The following is a 22,883-nucleotide window of genomic DNA, read 5'->3' as shown; positions in this document are numbered from 1 at the left end:
TTAAAATGCCGGAGGTTTTATGTATTTGGAATTAACAAACCTAACAAAAACATATAAAGAAAAAAATGCGGTAAAAAATATAAGATTTAACCTTGAAAGAGGAAAGCTCCTCTGTCTTTTAGGACCGTCCGGCTGCGGAAAAAGTACGGTATTAAAATCGATAGGAGGTTTTTTAAAACCTGACAGCGGAAAGATAATTCTTGATGGTAAAGAAATTACAAATGATCCGCCTGAAAATAGAAATGTTTCTACTGTCTTTCAATCCTATGGGCTTTTTCCTCACATGAATGTTTTATCGAATATTATTTACGGTCTAAAATTTAAAAAGATGCCTAAGGCTGAACGAGTTGAAGCCGGAATGAAGATGATAAAAACAATGGGCTTATCTGGTTATGAAAAAAAACACATAAGCGAACTTTCAGGCGGAGAACAGCAGAGGGTTGCTCTTGCACGCAGTTTGATTATAAGACCCAAACTTCTTTTGTTGGACGAACCTTTAAGCAACTTGGATGCAAAGCTTAGAATCAATATGCGTAAAGAAATAAAACAAATTCAAAAAGAATTTAATATCACTACAATTTTTGTTACCCATGATCAAAGTGAAGCATTTGAAATTGCCGACAAAATTATTTTGATGAGCAATGGAGAAATTATTCAGGAAGGAACGGCCGAATCTCTTTATAATCAACCTGCAAACGAATTTGCTCTTGACTTTATCGGTGCAAACAATAAAATAGAAAATTCATATATCAGACCTGAAAAGATAAAAGTATTTAAATCTTTACCGGAAGAAGATACGGAAGATTTTGAAGAAGCCCAAATTATCAATATTATTTTTAAGGGCGAAATAATAGAACTCTTTCTTAAAACTAAAGAAAAAGAATTAAAGGCCATTGTTTTAAACAATGACTTCAATTATCAAAAGAATGAAAAGGTTTATATCAAATACAATAGGGAGAATTTAAATTGAAGATACTTCACTGCCTTGCACAATTACCGATGAAAACAGGAAGCGGGGTTTATTTTAGCACCCTCGTCGAAGGAATGATAAAAAAAGGACATGAAAATGCGGTTCTTTACGGCACACAGCTTCCCTTTGCCGAAAAAACTTTTAATGAATCTTTACCCGATGAATTACAGGGAAGCGTAAAAGAATATCCCATTAAATTTTTATCCGCTTATGAACAAGAAGAAAAAACCGTTTTTAATGCAGACCTCCCCTTTCCGATTGCAGGAATGAGCGATATAATGCCCTATACCTCAACCGTTTATTCCGAAATGAATGATGAGATGTATCAAAAATGGATTTCGGTTTTTGAAAAAACTCTTCTCCGTGCAAGAGAAAAATTTAACCCCGATGTCATTATAAGTCATCATCTTTTTATTTTAACCTCTTTGGTAAAAAAAATATTTTCCGGCAAAAAAATAATAGGCATAAGTCACGGTACGGATATAAGGCAGATTAAAAAAAATCCTTGGATAAAGACACGGTACATACAAAACTTGGACAAGCTCGATTTATATTTTACCGTAAGCCCTAAGGATATTAACGAAGTGCAAACTATTTTTTCGGCACCGCCTAAAAAAATTAAATTGGCAGGAGGAGGCTTTAACCCCGATATTTTTAACGATAAGGATAGACATATCTTTGACGGAACATTCAAGCTTTGCTATGCAGGAAAGATATCCGATTCAAAGGGAGTGTTTGAACTTGCAAAAACTCTTCCGCTTATTTTAAAAAAATATCCTAATACGGAATTGACTTTGATAGGAAATGCAACAGAAGAACAAAAAAACATTCTTTTAAAAAATGCCGGTTACAGCGAAAATTTAAAAATAGTAAATGCTTCATCTCAAATATGTATGTGTAAAATTTTAAAACAAAACGATATTTTTATTTTGCCTTCATACTATGAAGCCTTAGGCCTTGTCGCCGTTGAAGCCTTAGCCTGCGGCCTTTTTACGGTTACGACAGAAATTGAAGGACTTATAAACCTTCTCGGCGAAAAAATCAACACAAGCGGCATTATCGAATTTGTCAAACTTCCTCGCATCTATGATGTAGACAAAGCATACGAAGAAGATAAGCCCGCCTTTGTCAAGGCCCTTGCCGAAAAAATAATGCTTCAAATGGAAAGACTTAAATCTCAAAAAGATTTTTATTCCCCTGTTTCGGCAGAAATAAAAAAACATTCTTGGGACAGCATCATTGATAGGGTTGAGAAGGAGATTAAGGATATATAACAAAAAACCGAAGCTCTTTTCATAGAGCTTCGGTTAATTTTTATCGGCGAAGATTATTTTAGAATCTTCCAGTTCGAGATGGTTACCTCATAATAACTGACCCCAGAAAAGTTCGGCTCAAACTCATAAGCTTCAGACCTTTCGGTTGTAAGTTCTCCCGTAAAATCATTTACAGGGGTTTGTTTCTGAGTCCCCTTAAAATAGTACATTTTTCCACTGTGTTCAATAGCCAAAAGCCACTTATCAGATATTACAAAGGCAGGGTGATAAACCTTTTCCTTGGCAGATCCATTAGTATTGAGAGTTTCCTTTGATTCAACAAAAAAATCATTATCGGGATTCTGTTTGCTTGGAACATAAAACCTCAGTTTTTTTGAACCAATGTTTGGAATACTAGTCGTACCCTCCCCCTTTATTGTAATTTTAAAATATCGATCACGTTTTTCTTGAGGGAATAGCTCTGTTGGTGATAATTCCTTTTTTTCATCAACAGCAAAATCTATTAAGGAAGCCTCTTCAAAATTATCAGTAAGGCTTGCAACAGCCCCGTTCATCTTTAACCATTTAAAGGGCTTAGCCTTATTTTTAAATCTTTGGCCTACATAGAAACCGAGATAGTATTTTCCGGGGAATATTCGTCCGTGTTTCTGTGAATCGAAAGGCAGGAAATTACTATCTTTAGCCAAATATAATTCATTCACCGGAGTATATTGATTTGTCTCAACCTTTGCTCCAAAGGCTATTCCGTGGTCATATCTAAAGTCGGAAGAGTTAAAGTCTGTATCTTCTTTAAATAAACGGGCAATCCAAAAACCATTATCATACTCAGAGCCTCGAATCATTAAGCCCGCATTTTTTATACTGAGCTCAGCATATGGTCTATTCACCGTTAAATTCTCTGAGTTAGTTCCGTTAAGCTCAATAGGCTTTGCTTCCCCTTTATTAAGTTTTTTATCATACCAAAATTCATATCCATGATAGGTATCGATATGTGTTAATTTTATATAATAGGAGCCCTGCGGTAGATGTTTAAAAGAAAAGTCCTTATTTAAGGATAGGCTTAAAAAAGGAGTCTCTTTTTGATCCTTATATAATTCAACCGTACCTATGTGTCCCAAATAGTCTCCATAGATGTCATTGACTTTTAAGTTAAGCACGGACTGAGCTGTATCAGGATATGCTATATTGATGGTTTCTTCGCCCATGTTAAACCTTATCTTTTGACCATCCGCTTTATTTAAAGAGAATTTATCCCTTTCAGACATCCAAAGCTCAGGTGATGTAGCTGCAATTGTAGCATGTTTCTCTGGCTCATGCTTTATGTTTACAAAATATTCACGAGCTAAAACTGTGTTGCCGTTAGGAATTCGTACAGGTTTTCCGTCCTCTTTATTCTTCAAAAAAAATACATTATAATGGCCTCCATAGGGAGGGGGAGCATATTGTATCTTTACATCAGGATACCACAAATCATAGTTGGCTTCTGAAGATTCAATAGTCATAATACAGCTATCATCAAAACTATCGTCTATCTGTTTACCTATCCAGAATTCGTTAGGATAAATGTTTCCAGGTTTTTCGGGCCTATAGCCTTCAAAGTACTTAAAAGCAAATTTATGACCAATAGGCATAAAAGCTTTAAATTTTACAGCCTGTTCATGTTCAAAGGTCCTTATAGTATATAAAATTTGGCCTTGAGAGTCGGCCATTTTTACTAGACTTCTATAATTTTTTCCAACATCTTTAAACTTCCATGGAGTTGTAAAATTTGAGTTATCGGCCTTGTGCTTCATGGTAAAGTTAACTGTTTTAGCTTCGGGATATTTAAATGTATATGTTATAGTTTCACTTCCCTCACCTTCATAGGTTATAATACTTGCCTCATCTTTAGAAAAAACGGCAGTCCCATCGTTTTTATAGTAGCAGCTTAAAATAGCAGTCCCGGTTGATTGATTGGAGACATAGGTTTTATACTCAAGTATACGCTTTTCCCCTAAAAAAACATCAGTCAAGCGAATATCCTTATATTCAGTGCTTATAGCTTTCATTGAGGAACCATCATGCTGTTGCAAAATTCCCTTAATATCTCCCTTGGGATGATAGGGTTGAATTAGTTTTATGCCCTCTAAATTTACCTTACAAGCTTCTCCTTCCTTTATTGTTACTGTATAGGCTGGATTTTCAGGCGTATGTCCTGCTTCTTCTTTAAGCCAAAGGTCATAATATTCCTTTGTGTTTTCATTAATGCCCTCATAAGAAAACTTGACATAATAAGAACCCTGATCAGTTAAGTATTCCATTGTGGGATTCATAGAAGATTTTTTACCTATGTTAAAACTTTGCTTAGCAAGAAGCTCTTTTTTGTCGTTTAAGATGGAAACCGTATATTTTACATCTTTCGGATTAGTAGGGCTAAGTGCGCGTTTTGGCATCTGTACGCTAAGAACAGATTTTTTTAAAATTGTGATAAGCCCCAAATCAGCACCTTTTTCATCGGTAATATTAATAATATTAGCATCAAAGCTGCTTTTGCCGTTATACCACTGTATAAAGGGCCCAAGAGAAGCAGGAGTAGATAATGTCCCGGTAAATTTTATAAGGTATTTTCCTTTTTCCAGATTTTCAAATTTAAATGAACCATCCGTAACTTTCGAAATTGTAAATTCAATATTTTTCCAGTATTCTCCTTCTTCTTTGTACAGCTCAACACCTGCAATTAAGAGGGCTCCAGCATATTTGAGAGAGCCTTTTATTACACCCTTTTCCGCCGGTTTAATCGTTACATCATTTCCGCCGCTGTTTTGCTCGGGAGTCTTGTTTTGACTTAAACCTGTAGGACAAGCACTAAAAAATAATAAAATTAAAGTGCTTAACAATAAAAAAGTTAAGATTTTTTTATACATAAAATCTGCCTCCAAAAATAAAATATTTAGATTAAAAAACACATAATATAGTTAAAAAAGATTAAAAGATCTAAATTTAACGGTTATTATCATAAAAAAATACTATTTTGTCTAGTGGTCTTTTATCAACTTCAAAAAATTGTTTTTTGTCCAGATGTTTTTTAAAATACTCGGCTCGTATTTCAGGTGTAATTTCTAATTGCAAAGATTTTTTAAAACTTGTAAAATCTTCGCTGAGTTTTTTACCGTAACTTCTAGCTTCATCAGTATAATACAAATAACTATGTCCTCTATTATCATACTCGATAAAAGTAAATCGGCTATTGTTTCCGAATTTTTTATAAAACCGTTTATAATTATTTTCAAAAGAAACGGTATCATCATCAGAACTGTGAATAACCATTATTTTTGTATCGGAATTTTCGAATCCCTTTATGCAAGAATAATTTGCATATTTCCCGAATTTTATTTTTTCTATCAACGAAAAATAGGGCATAAAAAAGTTAATCCATTTCCCGATAAAGTCTCCTCCATTATCTATTATCATACCGATAGAAGAGTTAAAACCCGAAACTGTCACAACCGCCGCTATGTCCTTATGTAAATTTAAAACACTTCCAACGGAATAACCGCCCCAACTGTGTCCGAAAAGCATAATCGGTAAATTTTTAAATTCTTCATTTTCTTTTACAAACCTGATTGCATAGTCAAGATCGATAATCCCCTGAGGCAAGCCTCCGACTCCGCTTCCTTCACTTTCATCATTTCCTGTAGCATCATAAGAAAACACCAAATACCCGCTTCCTGCCAAGTAATCTGCAACATCCATATAGGAATTATGCCCGCCGCCCCCAAATCCGTGAGCTATTATTATAAGCCCCTTATAACCGCTGTCTTCTTTGTAATATTTATACGCAGTAAGTTTTTGTCCCTTATTTGAAGTAAAAAAATATTTTTTTAATTTCAATCCTTCAAATTCTTCTACCTGCCGCTTCATATAGGAAGAAGTTGTATATCTTAAACCGAAAGTATCACAATAGATAAAGTAAGCAATACCCATAGGCAAAATAAAAAGAACAAACACAACAGCTGTTATCCATAAAATCAATTTTCTTTTTACTTTCATATAAACACCCTTTATATAATCTTTATTTCTTGGTATCAAGGTTTAATCAAATTCTATCAGCAAAATATTTCTCTTACCTTTTCTTTAAATTTATTTCCGCGGTCGAATTCGTTTTTAAACATGCCGAAGGAGGCTGCACCCGGCGATAGAATTACGACATCGCTTTTTTCTGCATTTTCTTTTAACGAAAGCAAAAGAGAATCCAAGCTGTCAAAGGGGCCATTATATTCAATAGACTTTTCTTTAAGGAGAGGAATTAAAAGGTCTGTTCCCGTTCCTGCAAGAAGATATAGGCTTTTAGCAAGATTTGCTTTTTCGGCAAGCGGAATAAAATTTAAGTTTTTATTTGTTCCGCCGCAAATTAAGACGGGAGGCTTATCAAAGGCTTCTAAGGCGGCAGCAGATGCTTCGGGAATTGTAGCGGCCGTATCATTATAAAATTTTATTCCGTTTTTTTCATAAAAGAATTCCAATCGATGTTCAATCCCCGAATACTCGTCCATAAATTTACGGATAAATTCCGATTGCTCTTTGATGTTATTATCTTTTAAGATGTCGTTGCCTTTTAAATTTTCAGGCTTATGAATTTTTTGATAAAGCAGAAGAGCAAGACCTGCATTCAAGACATTTTGTTTAAGTTTAAGCCCGGGAACTTTTGCATCCTTTGAAAGTAAAAGCCTTTCTCCATCACTTAAATTGCAAAGGCCTTCTTGGTTCTTATTAAAAAAAACACCTCGATATTTTTTAGCCGGCTTTTTTTCACTGTACCAAAAAACATTTGCCCTTGTTTCTTCTGCAAAAATTTTCCCCCAGCCGTCATCAAAATTACAGATTAGATAATCCGCTTCATCCATATTTTCATAGATTATTTTTTTATCGTCAACATATTTTTCCATTGTGCCGTACCAGTTTAAGTGGTCGGGCATTATGGGCGTAATAATCGCAATCTTAGGCTTAAGCAGTTTTTTATTTTTTAAATCGGCAAGCTGCCAACTGGAGAGCTCCAGAACCACAGGCGTACCGCAAGAAGTTTCTTCAAAAAAACTTAAAGGGCTGACCGTAATATTTCCGCCCAAAAAAACATTGTATCCTAACTTTTTAAGTCCGTAATAAAGAGCACTTACCGTAGAGGATTTCCCCTTGCTTCCCGTTACCGCCAAAATCGGCGCCTTTGAAAGAGAAAGAAAAACCGAAACATCCGACTCTATTTGTTTTGCGGCTTCTAAAAAAACATTTCCTTCAAGCTTTACGCCGGGATTTTTGATGACAAGATCTGCTTCTCTAAAATCCTCTATTCTATGTTCACCCAACACAAACCGAATATTCTTAAAAGCGGAAAGTTTTTCGATTGAGGGCCGCAGTTCTTCCGAAGTTTTTAAATCGGTTACCGTAACCTCGGCTCCATATCGGGCAAAAAATTGGGCAGTCGCAAGCCCGCCTCCATTTAGACCAAGCCCCATAACGGTTACTTTTTTATTTTTGATATTTTCTAAGCTTATTTGCATATCATCATTATAACAAAAAAATTTAGGAAGTACCAGATGAGGAGGATCTGCATTTTGTCAACACACTATAAAAAGACTATGTTTCCTTTAAAACCCTTCTTAGTTGAAAAAAAACCGGTTTTTTGCTATGATGATGCCTTAAATTGTATTTTAGGAGATAAATATGCAGGAAAACCAAGAACAAAAAAAGCGGCCTGGTTGTTTTATGGCGTTTTTTCGTGGAATAAACATTTTGCGTTTGATAATAATAAACATCATTTTCTTCTTTTTCTTTTTTTCATTTTTAGGGGTTATGGGCAGCATACCCTCTAACACAAAAACAGTAGAGCGCGTACCGAATGAGGCCGTCCTAATGATAAATCCTTCCGGAATTCTTACAGAAAAGGAATCGGATATTTTTTCGGCCGGCATTCCCGCAATCGGGAAAAAATCGGCGGTACTAGTTTCTGACCTTGTAAAAGCTATAAAAAATGCGGCCTTCGATAGACGGATAACAAGCCTTTATTTGGACTTTTCAGAATTGGGAGGCCTCTCATCGGGACACTTAAGTGAACTGGGAGACGCTTTAAAAGTCTTTAAAAATTCCGGTAAGAAAATATATGCCTATGCTGTAGGCTATTCCATTCCTTCTTACTTTTTGGCTTCTTATGCAGACCGAATAGGAATTGATCCGCTGGGAGAAGTTTCCTTTGCAGGCTTTGCTTCCCGTCCGGTTTTTTTTAAAGGCTTGGAAGAAAAATTCGGAATCAAGTGGAATGTGATACAGGCCGGAACCTACAAGGGCATGGCAGAAACTTATTCGCGGGATAACCTTTCGCAAAATGTAAGAACAAACTTAAAATCCATGTTCGATGATTTATGGAATAAGTATACTTCGGACATTGCAGCAAACAGAAATATGCCGCCCGAAAAAATTAGGGCTTTCGCCGAAAACAATAATGCTCTTATAAAAAAATATGAAGGAAACGGAGCAAAGGCCGCTTTAGAAGAAGGCTTTGTTACCGATATTGCCTCAGTCGATGAGTTTGCTGCAAACATAGGCTTTGCCGATAGTAAAACATTTTCGGTAAATGTAAACACAATAGACTATACTTCGTATAATGCAAACTTTGCAGAAACGCCCTCTCAAAATTCAATAGGCGTCATTCATCTGAACGGAGCGATTTCTTCCAGCGGTACAGGGCGTATAGATGACTCTGCCGTAAGTTACAAGATTGTAGAACTTTTTGATATTGCCCAAGATGACCCGACTGTAAAAGCTATCGTTGTAAGAGTAAATTCAGGCGGAGGAGAGGTCTTTGCTTCCGAAGAAATAAGGCGGGCTATAGATAGAGCTAAAGCCTCAGGTTTACCTGTTGTAGTTTCCATGGGGTCTGTTGCCGCCTCGGGAGCTTATTGGATTTCTTCTTCTGCAGATTATATTTTTGCAAGCCCCTACACAATTACCGGCTCAATCGGTGTATTGGCTACAGCTCCATCCTTTAAGGAAGCCGTAAAAAAATATCTGGGTATAACAAGCGATTTGGTTTATTCGGGACAAAAGCCTTCATATTCCGTTTTAGAAGAACCTTCGTTAGAAGAAAAAGAGGTAAGGCAGCTGGAAGTTATGCACATATATAAGACATTTATCGAAACCGTCGCAAGGGGAAGAAATCTTCCTGAAAAAACCGTTGAAGAATTAGCCGGCGGCCGTGTCTATTCAGGTGAACAAGCCTTAAATTTAAAATTGGTTGATGCTTTGGGTTCTTTGGACGAGGCAGTAAAATATGCTGCAGAGCTTGCAAACATAAGCGGACAATATTCCGTAAAGGAAATAAAAAAGCCCCTGCCTTTTACGGAAGCCTTGATAAAAAGCATTTTAGAAGATCTTGATGCTTCGATATTTTCGCAGATGAACTTTGCAGATATCAAAGCCTTCACTGACTTTTTAAATTTAAAATCAAAAAAAGGCATCTATGTTTACAGCCCTGAATACCTTATTTGGGAAAACTAAACTTGCGGTAATGGAGGAAGAGATATGGCTATAAATTGCGGAATTGTGGGTTTACCCAATGTAGGAAAATCGACTATATTTTCGGCTCTTACAAGTGCACCGGCTGAGGCTGCTAATTATCCGTTTTGTACAATAAACCCCAATGTAGGAATTGTAAGTTTACCCGATGCCCGTTTAAAAAAATTGGCTGAACATTTTAATCCAAAAAAGGTAATTCCTGCAACCGTAGAATTTGTGGATATTGCAGGTCTTGTAAAGGGAGCTTCAAAGGGAGAGGGCTTAGGGAATCAGTTTTTATCCCATATAAGAGAAGTAGGCGTTATTGCCCATGTTGTACGCTGTTTTGATAATGATGATATAGTCCATGTTTCAGGGAAAATAGATCCGTCTTCCGATATTGAAACGATAAATATCGAGCTCGCTCTTGCCGATCTTGCAAGTTTGGATAAAAGAGCCGAGCGTGCCGAAAAGGCGAGCCGCATGGGCAAGGAAGCTCAAAAAGAAGCCGCTGTCGTAATGCGGGCTATCGAAAAAATTCGTCCTCTTTTGCAAGAAGGAAAAGGCGCCCGCCTTGCAGATTTGACCGATGATGAAAGAGATGCAATCTACGATACCCATCTAATTACAATGAAGCCTCAAATGTATGTTTGCAATGTAGATGAAACAGGTGCTCAAGACAACAATCCCTATATAGCGGCGGTTAAAAAGATTGCAGAATCCGAGGGGGCAGATACCGTTGTAATTTGCGGAAAGTTTGAAGCCGAATTAGCAGACCTTGAAAGTGAAGAAGAACGCCTAAGTTTTTTAGCTGAGGTAGGCTTGGCAGAATCGGGTCTTTCACAGCTTGCAAGGGCTGCCTATCACTTAATTGGGCTTAGAACTTTTTTTACGGCCGGAGAAGATGAGTGCAGGGCATGGACAATTCATGCCGGGGATACGGCTCCAAAGGCAGCCGGAGTTATACATACCGACTTTGAAAAGGGATTTATAAAGGCTGAAGTATACAGCTTTGATGACTTTGTAAAATACGGAAGTGAACAAAAGATAAAAGAAGCTGGGCGTTACCGTCAAGAAGGAAAAGCTTATATAGTAAATGACGGAGATGTTATGTTCTTTAAATTTAATGTTTAATTTTTAAATAAATTTTTATAAAAATGCTTGACATTTTTATCCGTTTTAAGTATACTCGAGCCACACACAAACGATACACACTGTTTTTCACTAGACTCGCTCATTATCCTCCTTTTGAGTGAGTCTTCTTTTTTTATTTTTACTCCATATTTTTTACATAAGCTTATGTTTGTATAGTTTCCCCTTACTCCGCAGTTAGGTCAAAAACAGCATCCAAGTCAAGTCTATCGGTCTTTATTTGAGAAGATAAAATATTTTGGTCAAGCTTCGCATCAAAGGGAGAGTTTTTAAAAAACTTAAAAAACAGTGAGCTGTGATTTTTGGTGTCTTGGTCTATTTCTACAAAGAGTTTGTAGGTTCCGGCTATGTTCCGTTTTGCAAAAATATACAACCGCTCTCCGTTTTTTTGGCCTGCTGCCGCAGCCTTTGATTCTGCTGCCATAAAAAAACTTTTATCGGCCGTTATTCCGGACACGGCAAAGGAGCCGAATTCTTCCAGCATATTTTTTCCGTTAAAATTAAAATTCTTTATTAAAACGTTTTTTTTATTTTTGGATTCTACGGTTTGAATGGGGAATCCTTGTAAATTATCCTTTGAAAGTTCCTCAATAATTTTGTTTAGAACATCAAAGCCCTGATCGTCATTTTCGATGAGGGTACCCATAAGCCGTTTTGCAAAAGCACCGTCTTGGCTTGAGTTTAAGCGTTCTATCATTTCGGCAGGGCTTATTTTTTTTCTTGCGACGGTTTTTTCAGTCTTAGGCTGATTGGTTGTTTTTAAAAATTCCGGGGCAGCCGGAGCTTGAGGTATTACAGGGTTTATTGTATTCGGTTTAGGAATTTCCGGCATACCGGGGATAGGAGGCACGGACGGAATCGGAATCGGATTAGAGTTTTGTCCGATCATAGGTAAGGACATAAAGATAGAAAAAATCACTGCTATTATAAAGGGACTTATCGGCATATTGGCAAGCCTGCTTTCAACGGTTTCAAGCCGAGCCTGAAGGCTTAAAATGGTTTTTTCCAAGCGCCGTTTTTCTTTTTCTAAGGTTCGCCGCGGGTCTTCTTCTTTCTTTTTAGAAATTGTACCCCGGACTGTTGCAGGGCTTGTCTTATTTAAAAACATTTCTTCTGCCTCAGCCCTTTTTTCCGCATTGCCTATATTGGCCACAAACTTCATCGCCTCATAACCGATGGCGGGGTTTACATTGTAGGCACTGATTTTTTCGATAGCAGTTGCGGATGCCCTCGGGAGGCAGAGCACCCTATCGACATAATCCTCATATCTTACACCGGCTTTTTTGCAAAGAGGCCGAGCCTTTCCAAGCAGGCGGCCGAGTTCTTTCATAAGTTTACCGTCTTCTACCATTATAACTTGTCTGATTTCATCGGTTAATTCCAAAAGCTCGGGCGACTCCTCAAGAGTGATTTTATAAAAGCCTTTTTTTTCGGCCTCAGCCAAAAGGCTGTGAAAGAGAGTCCAAAACTTGGGGCTATGTACCCGTGTCGAATAAAAACCGCCCTCTTTTTCACACTGTTTGTGATGGGTATATTCATGCACAGCCGTGTAAATAAGTTCATTATCATTCGCAAAATTCTTATTATGAAGAATAATTTCGTGCGTGTCCGGCTTATAAAGCCCGTTTACCTTTTTGCTGCTTTTTCCCGTAAAAACAACAGAAAACTCAAGCTCCGTATCCGCCGTCTCGAGCAAAATTTCTTTAACCCTATCTTGATTCATAACTGCATTATATACTATTTAAGATAAATTTTCAAAGAGATGCGGAGTACATATTTTAACATTGAATTATATAAATAAAGATAAAAAGATTTTGCTGGATTGGGGTAGTACGATTTTTTATATTTGTAAAATGGTCTTGTATATTAAGTGCGGAACTGCTTAAATATACAAGACCGTTTTTTATTTAGTAACTTTTATAGTGCGGCTTTGGATACTAAAAACTCCCAAGAAAAAGTTTATAAGCCAATCGACGCCGCCATAATATGTTTCAATTTTATAGTCAGTAGTGTCTCCAACCATTTTATTGGTGTCGCTATCTCCTAGCTTTACCAAGCCCCATAAGGCATACCATTGTCTGCTTTTTTCAACTACTCCTGTCTGTGAACCCTTTCCAATAGTATGACGATTAGTCATACAGCTGGACAATGACATACTAACCATTACCAAAACCAACAGCAGTGCCGTAATTCTTAAAAAAGAATTCTTTTTCATTTTTAAACCTTCCTTTTTGCAATCTTTTTTTGTTGCAAGTATTTTTATTTTTAAATCGAATGAGCTTCTCAGTCTGATTCCGCATAAAGCTTTCTTTAAGAAGACCGCTTGTCAGCTTAAAATGCTTTCGATTATAAAACCTATTTTGTGGGGTTAATGAATTTAAAGTAAAATTAAAACAATAAAGAAAAAATATATTTATTAAAATATTTTTTAATTTATTAAATTTTTCGGGGGGGGGGGGGGGTAACTTGATTTATTTGTTTACAGATAAATTTCTGTATTAAAATTCCATGTTGAGAAAAATTGAACTTAGAACAAGTCTGTAAGAAGTTACACATGGGATTATACTAGAATAAAAAAGGATGTTTGTCAATATGCACAAAACTGAATTATCACTTTCGGAACATATAAAATCGGAATCCATAACTGCCTCAAAATCTCTTCTTATTATACCACTTTTATCGAAAAAATCAAATACAAAAAGCGGCATAGAGAGGAACAATCTTTTTTTTATTTTCAAAGCCGAAATTTTTTGAAGAAAGTTTTACGGCATATTCCGGTTCATATGTTTCCATATAAACCTTTAGGCTCTTTGCTCTGGTATTATCTGCCGATTTTACCTCAATAGGAATAATCTTATCTTTTCGTTTTATGATAAAGTCTATTTCCGCTTCCCGCTCGGATTCCCAATAATAAGTTCGATAACCGTTTATAGCAAGCTGAACCTGTACATAGTTTTCCGTCATACCGCCTTTAAAATCATTTAAGTCATCATTCATATAAAGCACATCATTTGCCGACAAATCTTTTTTTGCAAGCAGTAGACCCAAATCAGATACATAAACTTTAAACGAATCTATATCGCGATAGTTTTCAAGCGGCTTTTTAATCCGGGTTACCTTATAAACAAGAGATACAATACCTGAAAGAGACAGCCATTCGATTGCATTTTCAAATTCTGCTGCCCTTCCTCCTCTTTTAATCATTTTATATTGAAAGCGTGTATTTTTTTTTGACAACTGAACGGTTATGTTATCATAGGCAAGTCTGGTTTTTTTTATTTCATTTAAGTTATTATACTTACTCATATCATTTAGATAGCTTGCCAGTATAGTATCTTGAATGTGGCGGACAAGGATATAATTTTCCGTTTCAATAAAAAGTTTTACACATTCGGGCATTCCCCCCACGATGAGGTATTTTCTATAAAGAATCATTGCCTTATCGTGCAAGGCAGCGGAGAGAGGGGTATTTGTATCAAAGCTTTTTTTTATTTCTTTTACAAGAATTTCTTCGCCCACAGCAAGGAGGAACTCTTCCATGTCCATAGGATAGAGCGTTTTCATATCAACCTTACCAACCGGAAAAGAAAATTTTTTTCTGCTCACGGCAACGCCGAGAAGACTTCCGGCAACCAGAATATGATACTCAGGTGCTTCTTCATAAAAGTATTTTAGTGCGGTTAAGGCTTCTTCACAAAGCTGAATTTCATCAAATACAATCAATGTTTTTTCTTTTACAATGGACTTACCCGCAATATTGGAAAGTATAGGAAGCAGGTAATCGGGGCTTAAGGTTTCTTTAAAGGTTTCATTTAGCTTAGGATTCATCTCAAAATTGAAATAGGCTACATTTTCATAATTTTTTCTGCCGAACTCTAAGATAGAATAGGTTTTGCCAACCTGTCTTGCTCCTTGCAATATGAGTGGTTTACGATATTTGCTGTTCTTCCATTTTTCCAAATCCTTGCTGATTTTTCTGTACATATCCATTCTCCTGTACTTTATAGTAAAATTATAGCAAATATTCGTGTATTTATCAAGGATAAATTTTTAAAAAATCACATTAAAACACAGAAAAGTTTCTTGCATTCAACCCTAATTGAATTTTAAGTGAACAACCAATGTTCTGTGCAATTTATCGGCGAAATACATATATATTCGAGTTAGGAATTTTAATCCATCACAATGTTTTAATGCTCCATCAAAAAATCCATCGACTTTTATAAGTTTTGTATTAGTAATATTTGCAAATTCCTTTGGGTTATCGACACTAAAATACATCTTAGCATTGACATTACCGGTCTTTTGAACATATTTATTAGCTAATTTTAATCCGGTAGAATTTGTTGCGTCAAATACCAATTCTCCTTTAAGAATTAAAGACTTCATTTTTTTAATCATCTCTACAATTTTACCTTCATCGAAGTACTGATATACTCCCGAAACAACAATCATAGTCGGCAATGAAGTATCTATTTCTTTTACCCAATCAAGAGTAAACATATCCCCTGAGAGCAGCTTTTCATTATCTGCATTTCCTAATACTTTTTTTCTGGTATCTATAACGTTAGGCAAATCTATTTGATAAAAGTTAGATTTAATATTATTGATACGATTGTAAGCGGTTTCTAAACCGGCTCCTAAAAACACTACATTGCTTTGAATATTTTCTTCAAGAAATTTTTTTATCTTTTTATCGATTGTTTGTTGTCTGCATACACTGGCCATATAAAAATATTCGGTAGTATTATTTTCTATGTTATCCGTCGGTATATATTGTTTTAATGACAATGCTTTTTCATCATAGAAAAATTTAGGGAATTTCTCGGATGCATATATTCTTGCTGCAAGCGGGATATATAATGTATCTTCTACACCATCAAGTAAATTTTTTGTACTCATATCATAATTCTCCTTATTTATAATAAAAATGCCGCAAGAAAGATATTTGCTTCCCTGCGGCATTAGAAAGAGCTGTTTAAGCTTCTTTGCTTAGCATATAGTAAAGACTCTTTACAAGGGTTCCTGTGGCGTTTTCTTTTAGGTAGCCGAATTTTTCGGTAATGTAGGCAGTTCCGGCTATATCAATGTGAATCCAAGGGATATCTTCTTTTGCAAGGAAGGAACCGACGAATAGACCGGCCGTCATCATTCCGCCTAACTTTCCACCCGAATTTTTTAGATCTGCAACTTTCGATTCGTTCATTTTTTTATAATACTCGATAGTAGGCATTCTCCAGACAATTTCACCTGCTCTTTCATTTGCCTTAACAAGTTCTGAAAAGAACTCATCATTGTTTGTAACTGCACCGCTGACCTGTTCTCCAAGAGCTGACACACAAGCGCCGGTGAGGGTTGCAAGGTCAATCAGCTTGGTAGCTCCCAAATTATTGGTAGCATAATAAACGGCATCGGCTAATGTTAATCTACCCTCGGCATCAGTGTTAATAATTTCGATAGTTTTACCGCTCATTGAACCGATAATATCGCCGTTTCTGTAGCCGTCTCCCGAAATCATATTTTCGCAAGAAGCAACAACAGCGACAACGTTTACCTTTGCTTTGAGGTCGGCCAGAGCATGCATTGCTCCGATGACCGTACCTGAGCCTCCCATATCCGTAAACATATCAACCATGCTTGTAGCAGGTTTAATGGCGTATCCGCCGCTGTCATAGGTTAAGCCCTTACCGACAAGAGCGATCTTTTCATTGGAGCCGGGATTATTATAGTATTCCATAACGATGAGTTTAGGCTCCTTGGTGCTTGCTCTGGCTACATTGAGGAAGGCTTCCATTTTGAGAGCTTCAATTTCTTTTTTGCCGTGGACTGTAACCTTGACGCCCTTTGCTTCAAGTTTTTCTTTGGCAATTTTAGCCAAGGTTTCAGGATAGATTACATTTGCCGGCTGATTTACCAAATCTCTGGTTAAAAAAACCGCTTCCATGAGCTTGACGGCTTCGTTTACACCTTTTTCGGCTCTGTCTTCCTTGCCCTTTTCGGAGTTATAATTGACCGTAATTTCGGTTTGTTCTTTACGATCGCTTTTAAACTTATCATATTTGTAGGTGGCATGGAGCATACCTTCTGCAATAGCCTCAGCCATCTTATAATTACATAGATTGTTAAGTTTAGGGATGTTGAGCTCGACTTCTTCTACCTTATTCTTTAAAAGCTCACTTGCTGCCTTAAAAAAAGTTTTTCTTAAAACTTCCAAGTCAATTTTTTCTTCTTTACCTAAACCGATAAAAAGCTGGGCTTTAAGATTGGAGTCGAGAGTATAATAAACCTCTTCCGCCTTTCCGGAAAACAATTCTTTTTCCTTCAAATGATTAAGATAGCCGCCTTCAATTTTCTCCTCAAAAACCAACTGGGCAGCTACACCGCCTTTTTTTGCAATATTAAATTTCATAGTTCCTCCGAAATTGTATTAAAGTTATGCTTACTTTACAATTAGAGTATACATCTTTTATCGATTAACGGCAAGATACAATGGGGGACTACCACGGCTTACTGAGCCGCTTTTGTGTAAAAATTACAATTTCTTCACACAAAAAGGTAATTTTATGCTATAATAATTCAATGACGATAGAACAAATACAACAAGCATGTTGCAGCGAAAGAAAAATTGGATGGCCTATACATACCGCTGAGATGATGAATTCGTCTTTGCGACCTCTTGACCTAACCTCTCGCCTCATGCCAAAATTCACAATTCACTTTTCTCAAATTGGAAACAAGCCTGTAGCGTAGGACTTATACCCTGCAATATGGGCTTTAAATATTTATATTTTCATACTGAATTTTTAATGCAGAAAAGTACTTTTTATGCTATAATAACAGTATGGATTTTGGATTTATATCTGTCTACGATTTATATCTGTCTACATAGATGATTTCACTTCGTGCCTAAAAGATAATGTTACAGGCGAACTAGTCGATACGGAAGTTATTCGCATAAAACGAAGTTCTTTTTTGGAAAAATATAACAAAAAGAATGGTTGGTATATAGATTGGTCGCAGTTGACCAAAAATTCAGAAGTTTACGCCCTTGTAATAAAGGGAACTGTGGATATTCAAGGGTTGGTTTCCGTTCAAAATAATCCAGATGCAGGCGCACTTTATATTCAATGGATGTGTACTGCTCCGCAGAATAATAAGCAATTGACTGATACACCGAAATATTCTGGTGTTGGAGGCCATTTATTTGCAATCGCAGGCAAAAAATCTATTGAATATGGATATGATGGCGATGTTTTTGGCTTTGCTGCGGATGAAAAATTATTGCAACATTATGTCGAGAAGCTTGGAGCAGAAGCAATTTGTATGCTTCATCAGTTTCATTTTGGGATATTTGATGACCAAATGAAAAATATTATGGAGGTTTATACATATGAATGGACAGATGAACAATTATAATTCTTATATGCAGAAAACTTATTCTCCGATAGATGTTAATACGCTTCCCTATTTTGTCAATATGAAAGCGTTGCGTAACTATGCAAAAGAGAAAGGAGTTCCTATTTCTTCTTTAACAGATTCTGAAAAAAAGCAATTTACAAAAATAAATCTTGCAAGTAGTAAGGTTTCAAATTCGTAGAGAGATAGAACCTAACACAGTTTTCAAAGCCGACATGCCGGTCGAGCCGGGTTGCGGTTTAAAACAATGTTAGACCGATGCTGTTTTTATAATAAGGAGTTAATAACGAATGAAGCAAAATTTGCTTCCGTATTTGATAGATTAGAACCGATAATTCAAAATTATATGTCTGAAGGTTATTCTTGGAAAAAAATAACATAATGTATGATATGGTAATAAATAAGAATATGCATATTTAATTAATCTCGATGTTATTAGCCGCAAAATCCAGCATGTACATCGGCAGGAACTCTATGCCGTCCTCTGTTTTTCTATCTTTAGAAGAAACTAAGATTGAGGAGGCTAAGACCTTGGAATATTTTTTACGGAATATTTTTAAAGATTCATGTCTGCCCATACCCGAAGATTTTACCTCGATTGCCTTTACCTTTGCACCTTGAGAAATTAAAAAATCAATTTCATAATAGTGGGTGCTTTTTTCTTTATCCCATGTATGATAATAAAGCTCATGGCCTGAGGCATTCCTCCGACGGCCATATATAATCTAAAATCTTTCATCCATTTTCGGTGTATCTGCCCGCCGGCACTCTTCCCGCTTTTATATACTTCCTTTCTTAACTGGTAAGTGTTCCCCTGAATTGCCGATTGGAATTCTTCAAAATCCATAGGATGAACGGCAATTTTCATTTCTTCTGATGGAATCAAAATATCCTTTACATTCTTTTTAATTGAAATTAAGGAGCCGGTTTCAATGTTGTGATATCGGCCGTTCTTATTATCTTGTCTAATACCTTTTTTTGTGTTACACTTGCGAAAGACGTTAAAGGTCTTAGGAGTTTTTTATGATGAACAAAATAATTGAATGTGTTCCCAACTTTAGTAACGGCCGCGATCCTGAAGTTTTGGAAAAGATTATAGCCCCCTTCCGCGGAAAAGAAAATGTAAAACTGCTTGGTTACGAATCCGACAAGGACCATAACCGCTCTGTTGTAACCGTAATCGGTGAACCCGAAGAACTTAAAAAAACCGTAGTAGAAGCTATCGGAATAGCAGCCGGCCTTATCGACTTGCGCAAGCATGAGGGAGCTCACCCCAGAATGGGAGCTACCGATGTTGTACCCTTTATTCCGATTAAAAATTCCACAATGGAAGAATGTATCGAATTATCCAAGGAGGTTGGAAAACTCATCTGGGAACAGCACAAGATTCCCGTATTTTTATATGAAAAATCGGCATCTGCCCCTGCGCGTGAAAACCTTTCCAATATCCGAAAGGGACAGTTTGAAGGTATGGCTGAAAAGGTAAAGCAGCCCGAATGGAAGCCCGATTTCGGCGGAACGGAAATTCATCCTTCTGCAGGAGTTACAGCAGTCGGCTGCCGAATGCCCCTCGTTGCCTTTAACGTAAACTTGGCCACAAACGATCTTTCAATCGCAGATAAGATTGCAAAAAAGGTCCGCTTCTTAGGCGGCGGTTTACGCTTTGTTAAAGCAATGGGTGTAGACCTTACGGAGCGCGGAATTGTTCAAGTTTCAATGAACATGACGGACTATACAAAAACTTCTCTTTATCAGTCCTATGAAATGGTAAAAATGGAAGCAAAACGCTATGGCGTAAATGTTGCCGGTACCGAAATTGTCGGTCTTACCCCGATGGCCGCCTTAATGGATGTTGCTTCTTATTATCTCCAAATCGAAAACTTTGAATTCAGCCAGATAATCGAGGCAAGATTACTCGAATAGATTTACTATAAGAATTTTTTTAAAAACAGATTATCGGGAATGCTCGGTAATCTGTTTTTTATTTTATGCTGCTTTATTCTGCGGCTAGGGGGAAACTTCTCCGGTATGCAGACATACAACAAATTCCGGCTTGTATGTTGCAAGATTTCTTGAATTTTGATATAATAACCCGTTAAGGTTGTCATTGATTTGAAGACTTATCTAACATCTTAAATCATTATTTTTTTATAGATTATAAACCTTAAGGAGTATGATTATGCACAAAATACTTGAAAAACGGCAATATTCGCCTGAGGTTTTTTATTTGCGCGTAGAAGCACCGGAGATCGCAAAAAACAGGCATCCGGGACAGTTTGTAATCGTTCAAATAGATACCAACTTCGGTGAAAGAGTCCCACTCACGATTGCCGATGCGAACGCCGAAGAAGGCTGGATTGCCCTCGTCATTCAGGCCGTAGGAGCTACAACCATCAAACTTTGCAATAAAAATGTAGGTGATTCTATCGCTGCAATTTTAGGCCCTCTTGGACGCCCCTCCCACATCACAAAGTGCGGAACGGTTGTCTGTGTCTGCGGAGGTATTGGTGTTGCCCCCATGTACCCTATAGCCCAAGCTTTTAAAGAAGCAGGGAACAAGCTCATAGTTATCATCGGAGCAAGGAACAAGGACTTAATCGTTTTTGAAGATGAAATGAAAGCTATTGCCGATGAGCTCATCATTACAACCGATGACGGTTCTTATGGAAGAAAGGCCCTTGTAACCGTACCCTTAAAAGAGCTCTGTGAAAGTCAAACGCCTCCCGATGAAGTTTTTGCAATAGGCCCGCCCATAATGATGAAATTCTGCGCCGAAACCACCCGTCCCTTCGGAATAAAAACAACGGTTTCGCTTAACACGATTATGATTGACGGTACGGGAATGTGCGGCGGCTGCCGTGTAACTGTAGACAATCAGGTAAAATTTGTCTGCGTTGACGGTCCCGAATTCGATGCACACAAAGTTGACTTTGATAATATGATGATGAGAATGAAGGCCTTCCGCGGACGCGAAGATCAGGATAGGCATAAGTGCAAGTCCGGTATTTTTAATTAAGGAGCGGAAAAATATGGAAAATACAAATAAAGAATGTCATAAACACATAAGCCATGAAGAGCTTTCAGCTCGGGCCAAACAGCTTTGGGCCGACTTAAACGGCAAAACCTTAAGCCCCAAAGAAAGAACTCAGATTCCGATTCAGGAAATGCCTACCCTCGATCCTCATAAAAGAGCTGTTCTGATGAATGAGGTTGCTATGGGCTACACAGATGAACAGGCCCGCATTGAGGCGGAAAGATGCTTAAACTGCAAAAACAAGCCATGCGTTAAGGGCTGTCCCGTAGGTGTACCGATTCCTGAATTTATTGCTGAAATTCAAAAAGGCGACTATAAAAAAGCCGTCGATACAATAAAGACAACGAACCTCTTACCGGCAATTTGCGGACGCGTTTGTCCCCAAGAAAAGCAGTGCCAAGCCTTTTGTACAATAGGCAAGATGCTCAAATCCCCCGAACAAGCTGTAGCAATCGGCCGTCTTGAACGCTTTGTTGCCGACTGGGAAAGAAACAATAACAAGATCACTGTTCCGCCCGTTGCTCCCGAAACCGGAAAAAAAGTTGCTATCATCGGTTCAGGCCCTGCAGGACTTACCGTTGCAGCCGATGTCCGCAGAGAAGGCCACTCGGTAACAGTCTTTGAAGCCTTCCACAAAACAGGCGGCGTTATGGTTTACGGAATCCCCGAATTCCGCTTGCCGAAAGAAATCGTTGCAAAGGAAGTCGAAAACCTCGAAAAGATGGGCGTTGAATTCAAAACAAACTTCTTGGTAGGAAGAACCGAAACCCTTGAGCAGCTTTTAAAAGAAGACGGATATGATGCCGCCTTTATCGGAACCGGTGCCGGTCTTCCCAAATTTATGGGAATTGAAGGCGAAAACCTCATCGGTGTTTTTAGTGCAAACGAATACCTGACAAGGGCTAACCTCATGAAGGCATACGATGCAGAAAACTCCGATACCCCTCTTTATGAGGCTGAAACCTTGGCCGTAATCGGAGGCGGAAACGTTGCTATGGATGCTGCAAGAATGGGCTACCGCCTTGGCTGTAAAAAAGTCTACTGTATTTACCGCCGAACCCGTGCAGAAATGCCCGCCCGAATCGAAGAAGTTGCTCACGCCGAAGAAGAAGGCGTAGAGTTCTGCTTCCTTCAAAACCCCACAAAAATAATCGGAGATGAAGAAGGAAAGGTTTGTGCAATCGAAGTCTTAGACTATGAATTGGGCGAACCCGATGAGTCCGGCAGAAGAAAACCTGTAGCAAAACCCGGAACCGAGCATCAAATAAAAGTTGATGCCGTAATTGTTGCCCTCGGAAACGATTCCAATCCCCTCATGGCTCAGACAAGTCACGGCTTGGAAGTTACCAAAAAGGGAAATATCATCGTTGACGAAAACCAAAAAACCTCTATAGAAGGAGTTTGGGCAGGAGGCGACATTGTTTTAGGTGCTGCTACCGTAATTCTTGCAATGGGCGAAGGCCGAAAAGCCGCTGCTGCAATAAATGAGTACCTGAAAACAAAATAAGTCTTT

The 22,883-nt window shown here is 37.6% G+C and carries 19 protein-coding genes and 1 pseudogene; 10 read left to right on the top strand and 10 right to left on the bottom strand.

The annotated features are described in order from the left end of the window. The first annotated feature begins 19 nt into the window (after positions 1 to 19). Together E4N80_RS12280 and E4N80_RS12275 are read left to right on the top strand one after the other, a co-directional pair. Positions 20 to 970: an ABC transporter ATP-binding protein gene (locus tag E4N80_RS12280; RefSeq protein WP_253699455.1), complete on the top strand. Its 951-nt coding sequence runs from the start codon at positions 20 to 22 to the stop codon at positions 968 to 970. Then, a complete protein-coding gene (locus E4N80_RS12275) occupies positions 967 to 2,244 on the top strand; it encodes a glycosyltransferase family 4 protein (RefSeq protein ID WP_253699454.1) in 1,278 nt (425 codons plus the stop codon). Before E4N80_RS12280 ends, E4N80_RS12275 begins: the two co-directional genes overlap by 4 nt. A gap of 53 nt (positions 2,245 to 2,297) precedes the next feature. Here the strand turns inward: E4N80_RS12275 and E4N80_RS12270 are convergent, their stop codons facing one another. The 3 genes from E4N80_RS12270 to murD form a co-directional block, all read right to left on the bottom strand. Next, positions 2,298 to 5,147 (bottom strand): hypothetical protein, encoded by a 2,850-nt coding sequence (locus tag E4N80_RS12270; protein WP_253699453.1) that lies wholly within the window; start codon positions 5,145 to 5,147, stop codon positions 2,298 to 2,300. Positions 5,148 to 5,223: 76 nt separating this feature from the next. After that, complete coding sequence (locus E4N80_RS12265) at positions 5,224 to 6,273, bottom strand: alpha/beta hydrolase family protein (RefSeq protein ID WP_253699452.1); 1,050 nt, start codon at positions 6,271 to 6,273, stop codon at positions 5,224 to 5,226. Between the two features lie 56 nt (positions 6,274 to 6,329). Next, a complete protein-coding gene (gene murD, locus E4N80_RS12260; RefSeq protein ID WP_253699451.1) occupies positions 6,330 to 7,778 on the bottom strand; it encodes a UDP-N-acetylmuramoyl-L-alanine--D-glutamate ligase in 1,449 nt (482 codons plus the stop codon). A 163-nt stretch (positions 7,779 to 7,941) separates the two neighbouring features. Between murD and sppA the strand changes: the two genes are divergently transcribed. After that, positions 7,942 to 9,771 (top strand): signal peptide peptidase SppA, encoded by a 1,830-nt coding sequence (sppA, locus tag E4N80_RS12255; protein ID WP_253699450.1) that lies wholly within the window; start codon positions 7,942 to 7,944, stop codon positions 9,769 to 9,771. A gap of 24 nt (positions 9,772 to 9,795) precedes the next feature. Further along, on the top strand, positions 9,796 to 10,902 hold the full coding sequence (gene ychF, locus E4N80_RS12250; protein WP_253699449.1) for a redox-regulated ATPase YchF: 1,107 nt from the start codon (positions 9,796 to 9,798) through the stop codon (positions 10,900 to 10,902). A gap of 184 nt (positions 10,903 to 11,086) precedes the next feature. On the opposite strand, the gene E4N80_RS12245 is transcribed toward ychF, so the two are convergent. The 5 genes from E4N80_RS12245 to E4N80_RS12225 form a co-directional block, all read right to left on the bottom strand. Further along, entirely contained in the window at positions 11,087 to 12,643 is a 1,557-nt protein-coding gene (locus E4N80_RS12245; RefSeq protein ID WP_253699448.1) for a hypothetical protein, read from the bottom strand. A 180-nt stretch (positions 12,644 to 12,823) separates the two neighbouring features. Continuing rightward, positions 12,824 to 13,135 carry a Bor/Iss family lipoprotein gene (locus tag E4N80_RS12240; RefSeq protein ID WP_253699447.1) on the bottom strand — a complete coding sequence of 104 codons (312 nt, stop codon included), beginning with the start codon at positions 13,133 to 13,135 and terminating at the stop codon, positions 12,824 to 12,826. 473 nt (positions 13,136 to 13,608) lie between these two features. After that, on the bottom strand, positions 13,609 to 14,904 hold the full coding sequence (locus tag E4N80_RS12235; RefSeq protein ID WP_253699446.1) for an ATP-binding protein: 1,296 nt from the start codon (positions 14,902 to 14,904) through the stop codon (positions 13,609 to 13,611). Positions 14,905 to 15,015: 111 nt separating this feature from the next. Next, the gene (locus E4N80_RS12230; protein ID WP_253699445.1) at positions 15,016 to 15,822 is read right to left on the bottom strand and encodes a class I SAM-dependent methyltransferase; all 807 of its coding nucleotides are present in this window, start codon (positions 15,820 to 15,822) and stop codon (positions 15,016 to 15,018) included. Positions 15,823 to 15,898: 76 nt separating this feature from the next. Continuing rightward, complete coding sequence (locus E4N80_RS12225; RefSeq protein ID WP_253699444.1) at positions 15,899 to 17,329, bottom strand: cysteinylglycinase; 1,431 nt, start codon at positions 17,327 to 17,329, stop codon at positions 15,899 to 15,901. 563 nt (positions 17,330 to 17,892) lie between these two features. On the opposite strand from E4N80_RS12225, the gene E4N80_RS12220 reads away from it, so the two are divergent. The 3 genes and pseudogenes from E4N80_RS12220 to E4N80_RS13065 form a co-directional block, all read left to right on the top strand. Then, positions 17,893 to 18,336, top strand: a complete 444-nt coding sequence (locus tag E4N80_RS12220; RefSeq protein WP_253699443.1) for a hypothetical protein — start codon at positions 17,893 to 17,895, stop codon at positions 18,334 to 18,336. 7 nt (positions 18,337 to 18,343) lie between these two features. Beyond that, entirely contained in the window at positions 18,344 to 18,517 is a 174-nt protein-coding gene (locus E4N80_RS12215; protein ID WP_252507776.1) for an HMG-CoA synthase, read from the top strand. Between the two features lie 93 nt (positions 18,518 to 18,610). After that, positions 18,611 to 18,753 (top strand): annotated as a pseudogene (locus E4N80_RS13065) (HD domain-containing protein); the annotation flags it as partial. Here the strand turns inward: E4N80_RS13065 and E4N80_RS13085 are convergent. Together E4N80_RS13085 and E4N80_RS12205 are read right to left on the bottom strand one after the other, a co-directional pair. Further along, on the bottom strand, positions 18,753 to 18,974 hold the full coding sequence (locus E4N80_RS13085; RefSeq protein ID WP_495574016.1) for a DUF4143 domain-containing protein: 222 nt from the start codon (positions 18,972 to 18,974) through the stop codon (positions 18,753 to 18,755). The pseudogene E4N80_RS13065 and the gene E4N80_RS13085 sit on opposite strands and share 1 nt — an antisense overlap. Next, positions 18,962 to 19,222 carry a hypothetical protein gene (locus tag E4N80_RS12205; protein WP_253699441.1) on the bottom strand — a complete coding sequence of 87 codons (261 nt, stop codon included), beginning with the start codon at positions 19,220 to 19,222 and terminating at the stop codon, positions 18,962 to 18,964. Before E4N80_RS12205 ends, E4N80_RS13085 begins: the two co-directional genes overlap by 13 nt. 137 nt (positions 19,223 to 19,359) lie before the next feature. Here E4N80_RS12205 and ftcD point away from each other — a divergent pair, with 137 nt between their 5' ends. The 3 genes from ftcD to gltA all read left to right on the top strand — a co-directional run bounded on the left by ftcD (position 19,360) and on the right by gltA (position 22,877). After that, positions 19,360 to 20,259, top strand: coding sequence for a glutamate formimidoyltransferase (ftcD, locus tag E4N80_RS12200; RefSeq protein WP_253699440.1), 900 nt, complete (start codon positions 19,360 to 19,362; stop codon positions 20,257 to 20,259). A 256-nt stretch (positions 20,260 to 20,515) separates the two neighbouring features. Then, positions 20,516 to 21,352, top strand: a complete 837-nt coding sequence (locus tag E4N80_RS12195) for a sulfide/dihydroorotate dehydrogenase-like FAD/NAD-binding protein (RefSeq protein ID WP_253699439.1) — start codon at positions 20,516 to 20,518, stop codon at positions 21,350 to 21,352. A gap of 13 nt (positions 21,353 to 21,365) precedes the next feature. Next, the gene (gene gltA / locus E4N80_RS12190; protein WP_253699438.1) at positions 21,366 to 22,877 is read left to right on the top strand and encodes an NADPH-dependent glutamate synthase; all 1,512 of its coding nucleotides are present in this window, start codon (positions 21,366 to 21,368) and stop codon (positions 22,875 to 22,877) included. The last annotated feature ends 6 nt before the right edge of the window (positions 22,878 to 22,883 follow it).

Origin of the sequence: Treponema denticola (assembly GCF_024181605.1) — a bacterium.
GTDB classification, from domain to species: Bacteria; Spirochaetota; Spirochaetia; order Treponematales; family Treponemataceae; genus Treponema_B; species Treponema_B denticola_B.
This window is presented reverse-complemented; position numbering and strand designations above follow the sequence as displayed.

What these genes read in the sequence shown, in the direction of transcription:
- E4N80_RS12280 (WP_253699455.1), top strand. Translation starts at nt 20, where the DNA reads ATGTATTTGGAATTAACAAACCTAACAAAAACATATAAAGAAAAAAAT.
- E4N80_RS12270 (WP_253699453.1), bottom strand. Translation starts at nt 5,147, where the DNA reads ATGTATAAAAAAATCTTAACTTTTTTATTGTTAAGCACTTTAATTTTA.
- E4N80_RS12265 (WP_253699452.1), bottom strand. Translation starts at nt 6,273, where the DNA reads ATGAAAGTAAAAAGAAAATTGATTTTATGGATAACAGCTGTTGTGTTT.
- murD (WP_253699451.1), bottom strand. Translation starts at nt 7,778, where the DNA reads ATGCAAATAAGCTTAGAAAATATCAAAAATAAAAAAGTAACCGTTATG.
- sppA (WP_253699450.1), top strand. Translation starts at nt 7,942, where the DNA reads ATGCAGGAAAACCAAGAACAAAAAAAGCGGCCTGGTTGTTTTATGGCG.
- ychF (WP_253699449.1), top strand. Translation starts at nt 9,796, where the DNA reads ATGGCTATAAATTGCGGAATTGTGGGTTTACCCAATGTAGGAAAATCG.
- E4N80_RS12245 (WP_253699448.1), bottom strand. Translation starts at nt 12,643, where the DNA reads ATGAATCAAGATAGGGTTAAAGAAATTTTGCTCGAGACGGCGGATACG.
- E4N80_RS12240 (WP_253699447.1), bottom strand. Translation starts at nt 13,135, where the DNA reads ATGAAAAAGAATTCTTTTTTAAGAATTACGGCACTGCTGTTGGTTTTG.
- E4N80_RS12235 (WP_253699446.1), bottom strand. Translation starts at nt 14,904, where the DNA reads ATGTACAGAAAAATCAGCAAGGATTTGGAAAAATGGAAGAACAGCAAA.
- E4N80_RS12230 (WP_253699445.1), bottom strand. Translation starts at nt 15,822, where the DNA reads ATGAGTACAAAAAATTTACTTGATGGTGTAGAAGATACATTATATATC.
- E4N80_RS12225 (WP_253699444.1), bottom strand. Translation starts at nt 17,329, where the DNA reads ATGAAATTTAATATTGCAAAAAAAGGCGGTGTAGCTGCCCAGTTGGTT.
- E4N80_RS12215 (WP_252507776.1), top strand. Translation starts at nt 18,344, where the DNA reads ATGCAGAAAACTTATTCTCCGATAGATGTTAATACGCTTCCCTATTTT.
- ftcD (WP_253699440.1), top strand. Translation starts at nt 19,360, where the DNA reads ATGATGAACAAAATAATTGAATGTGTTCCCAACTTTAGTAACGGCCGC.
- E4N80_RS12195 (WP_253699439.1), top strand. Translation starts at nt 20,516, where the DNA reads ATGCACAAAATACTTGAAAAACGGCAATATTCGCCTGAGGTTTTTTAT.
- gltA (WP_253699438.1), top strand. Translation starts at nt 21,366, where the DNA reads ATGGAAAATACAAATAAAGAATGTCATAAACACATAAGCCATGAAGAG.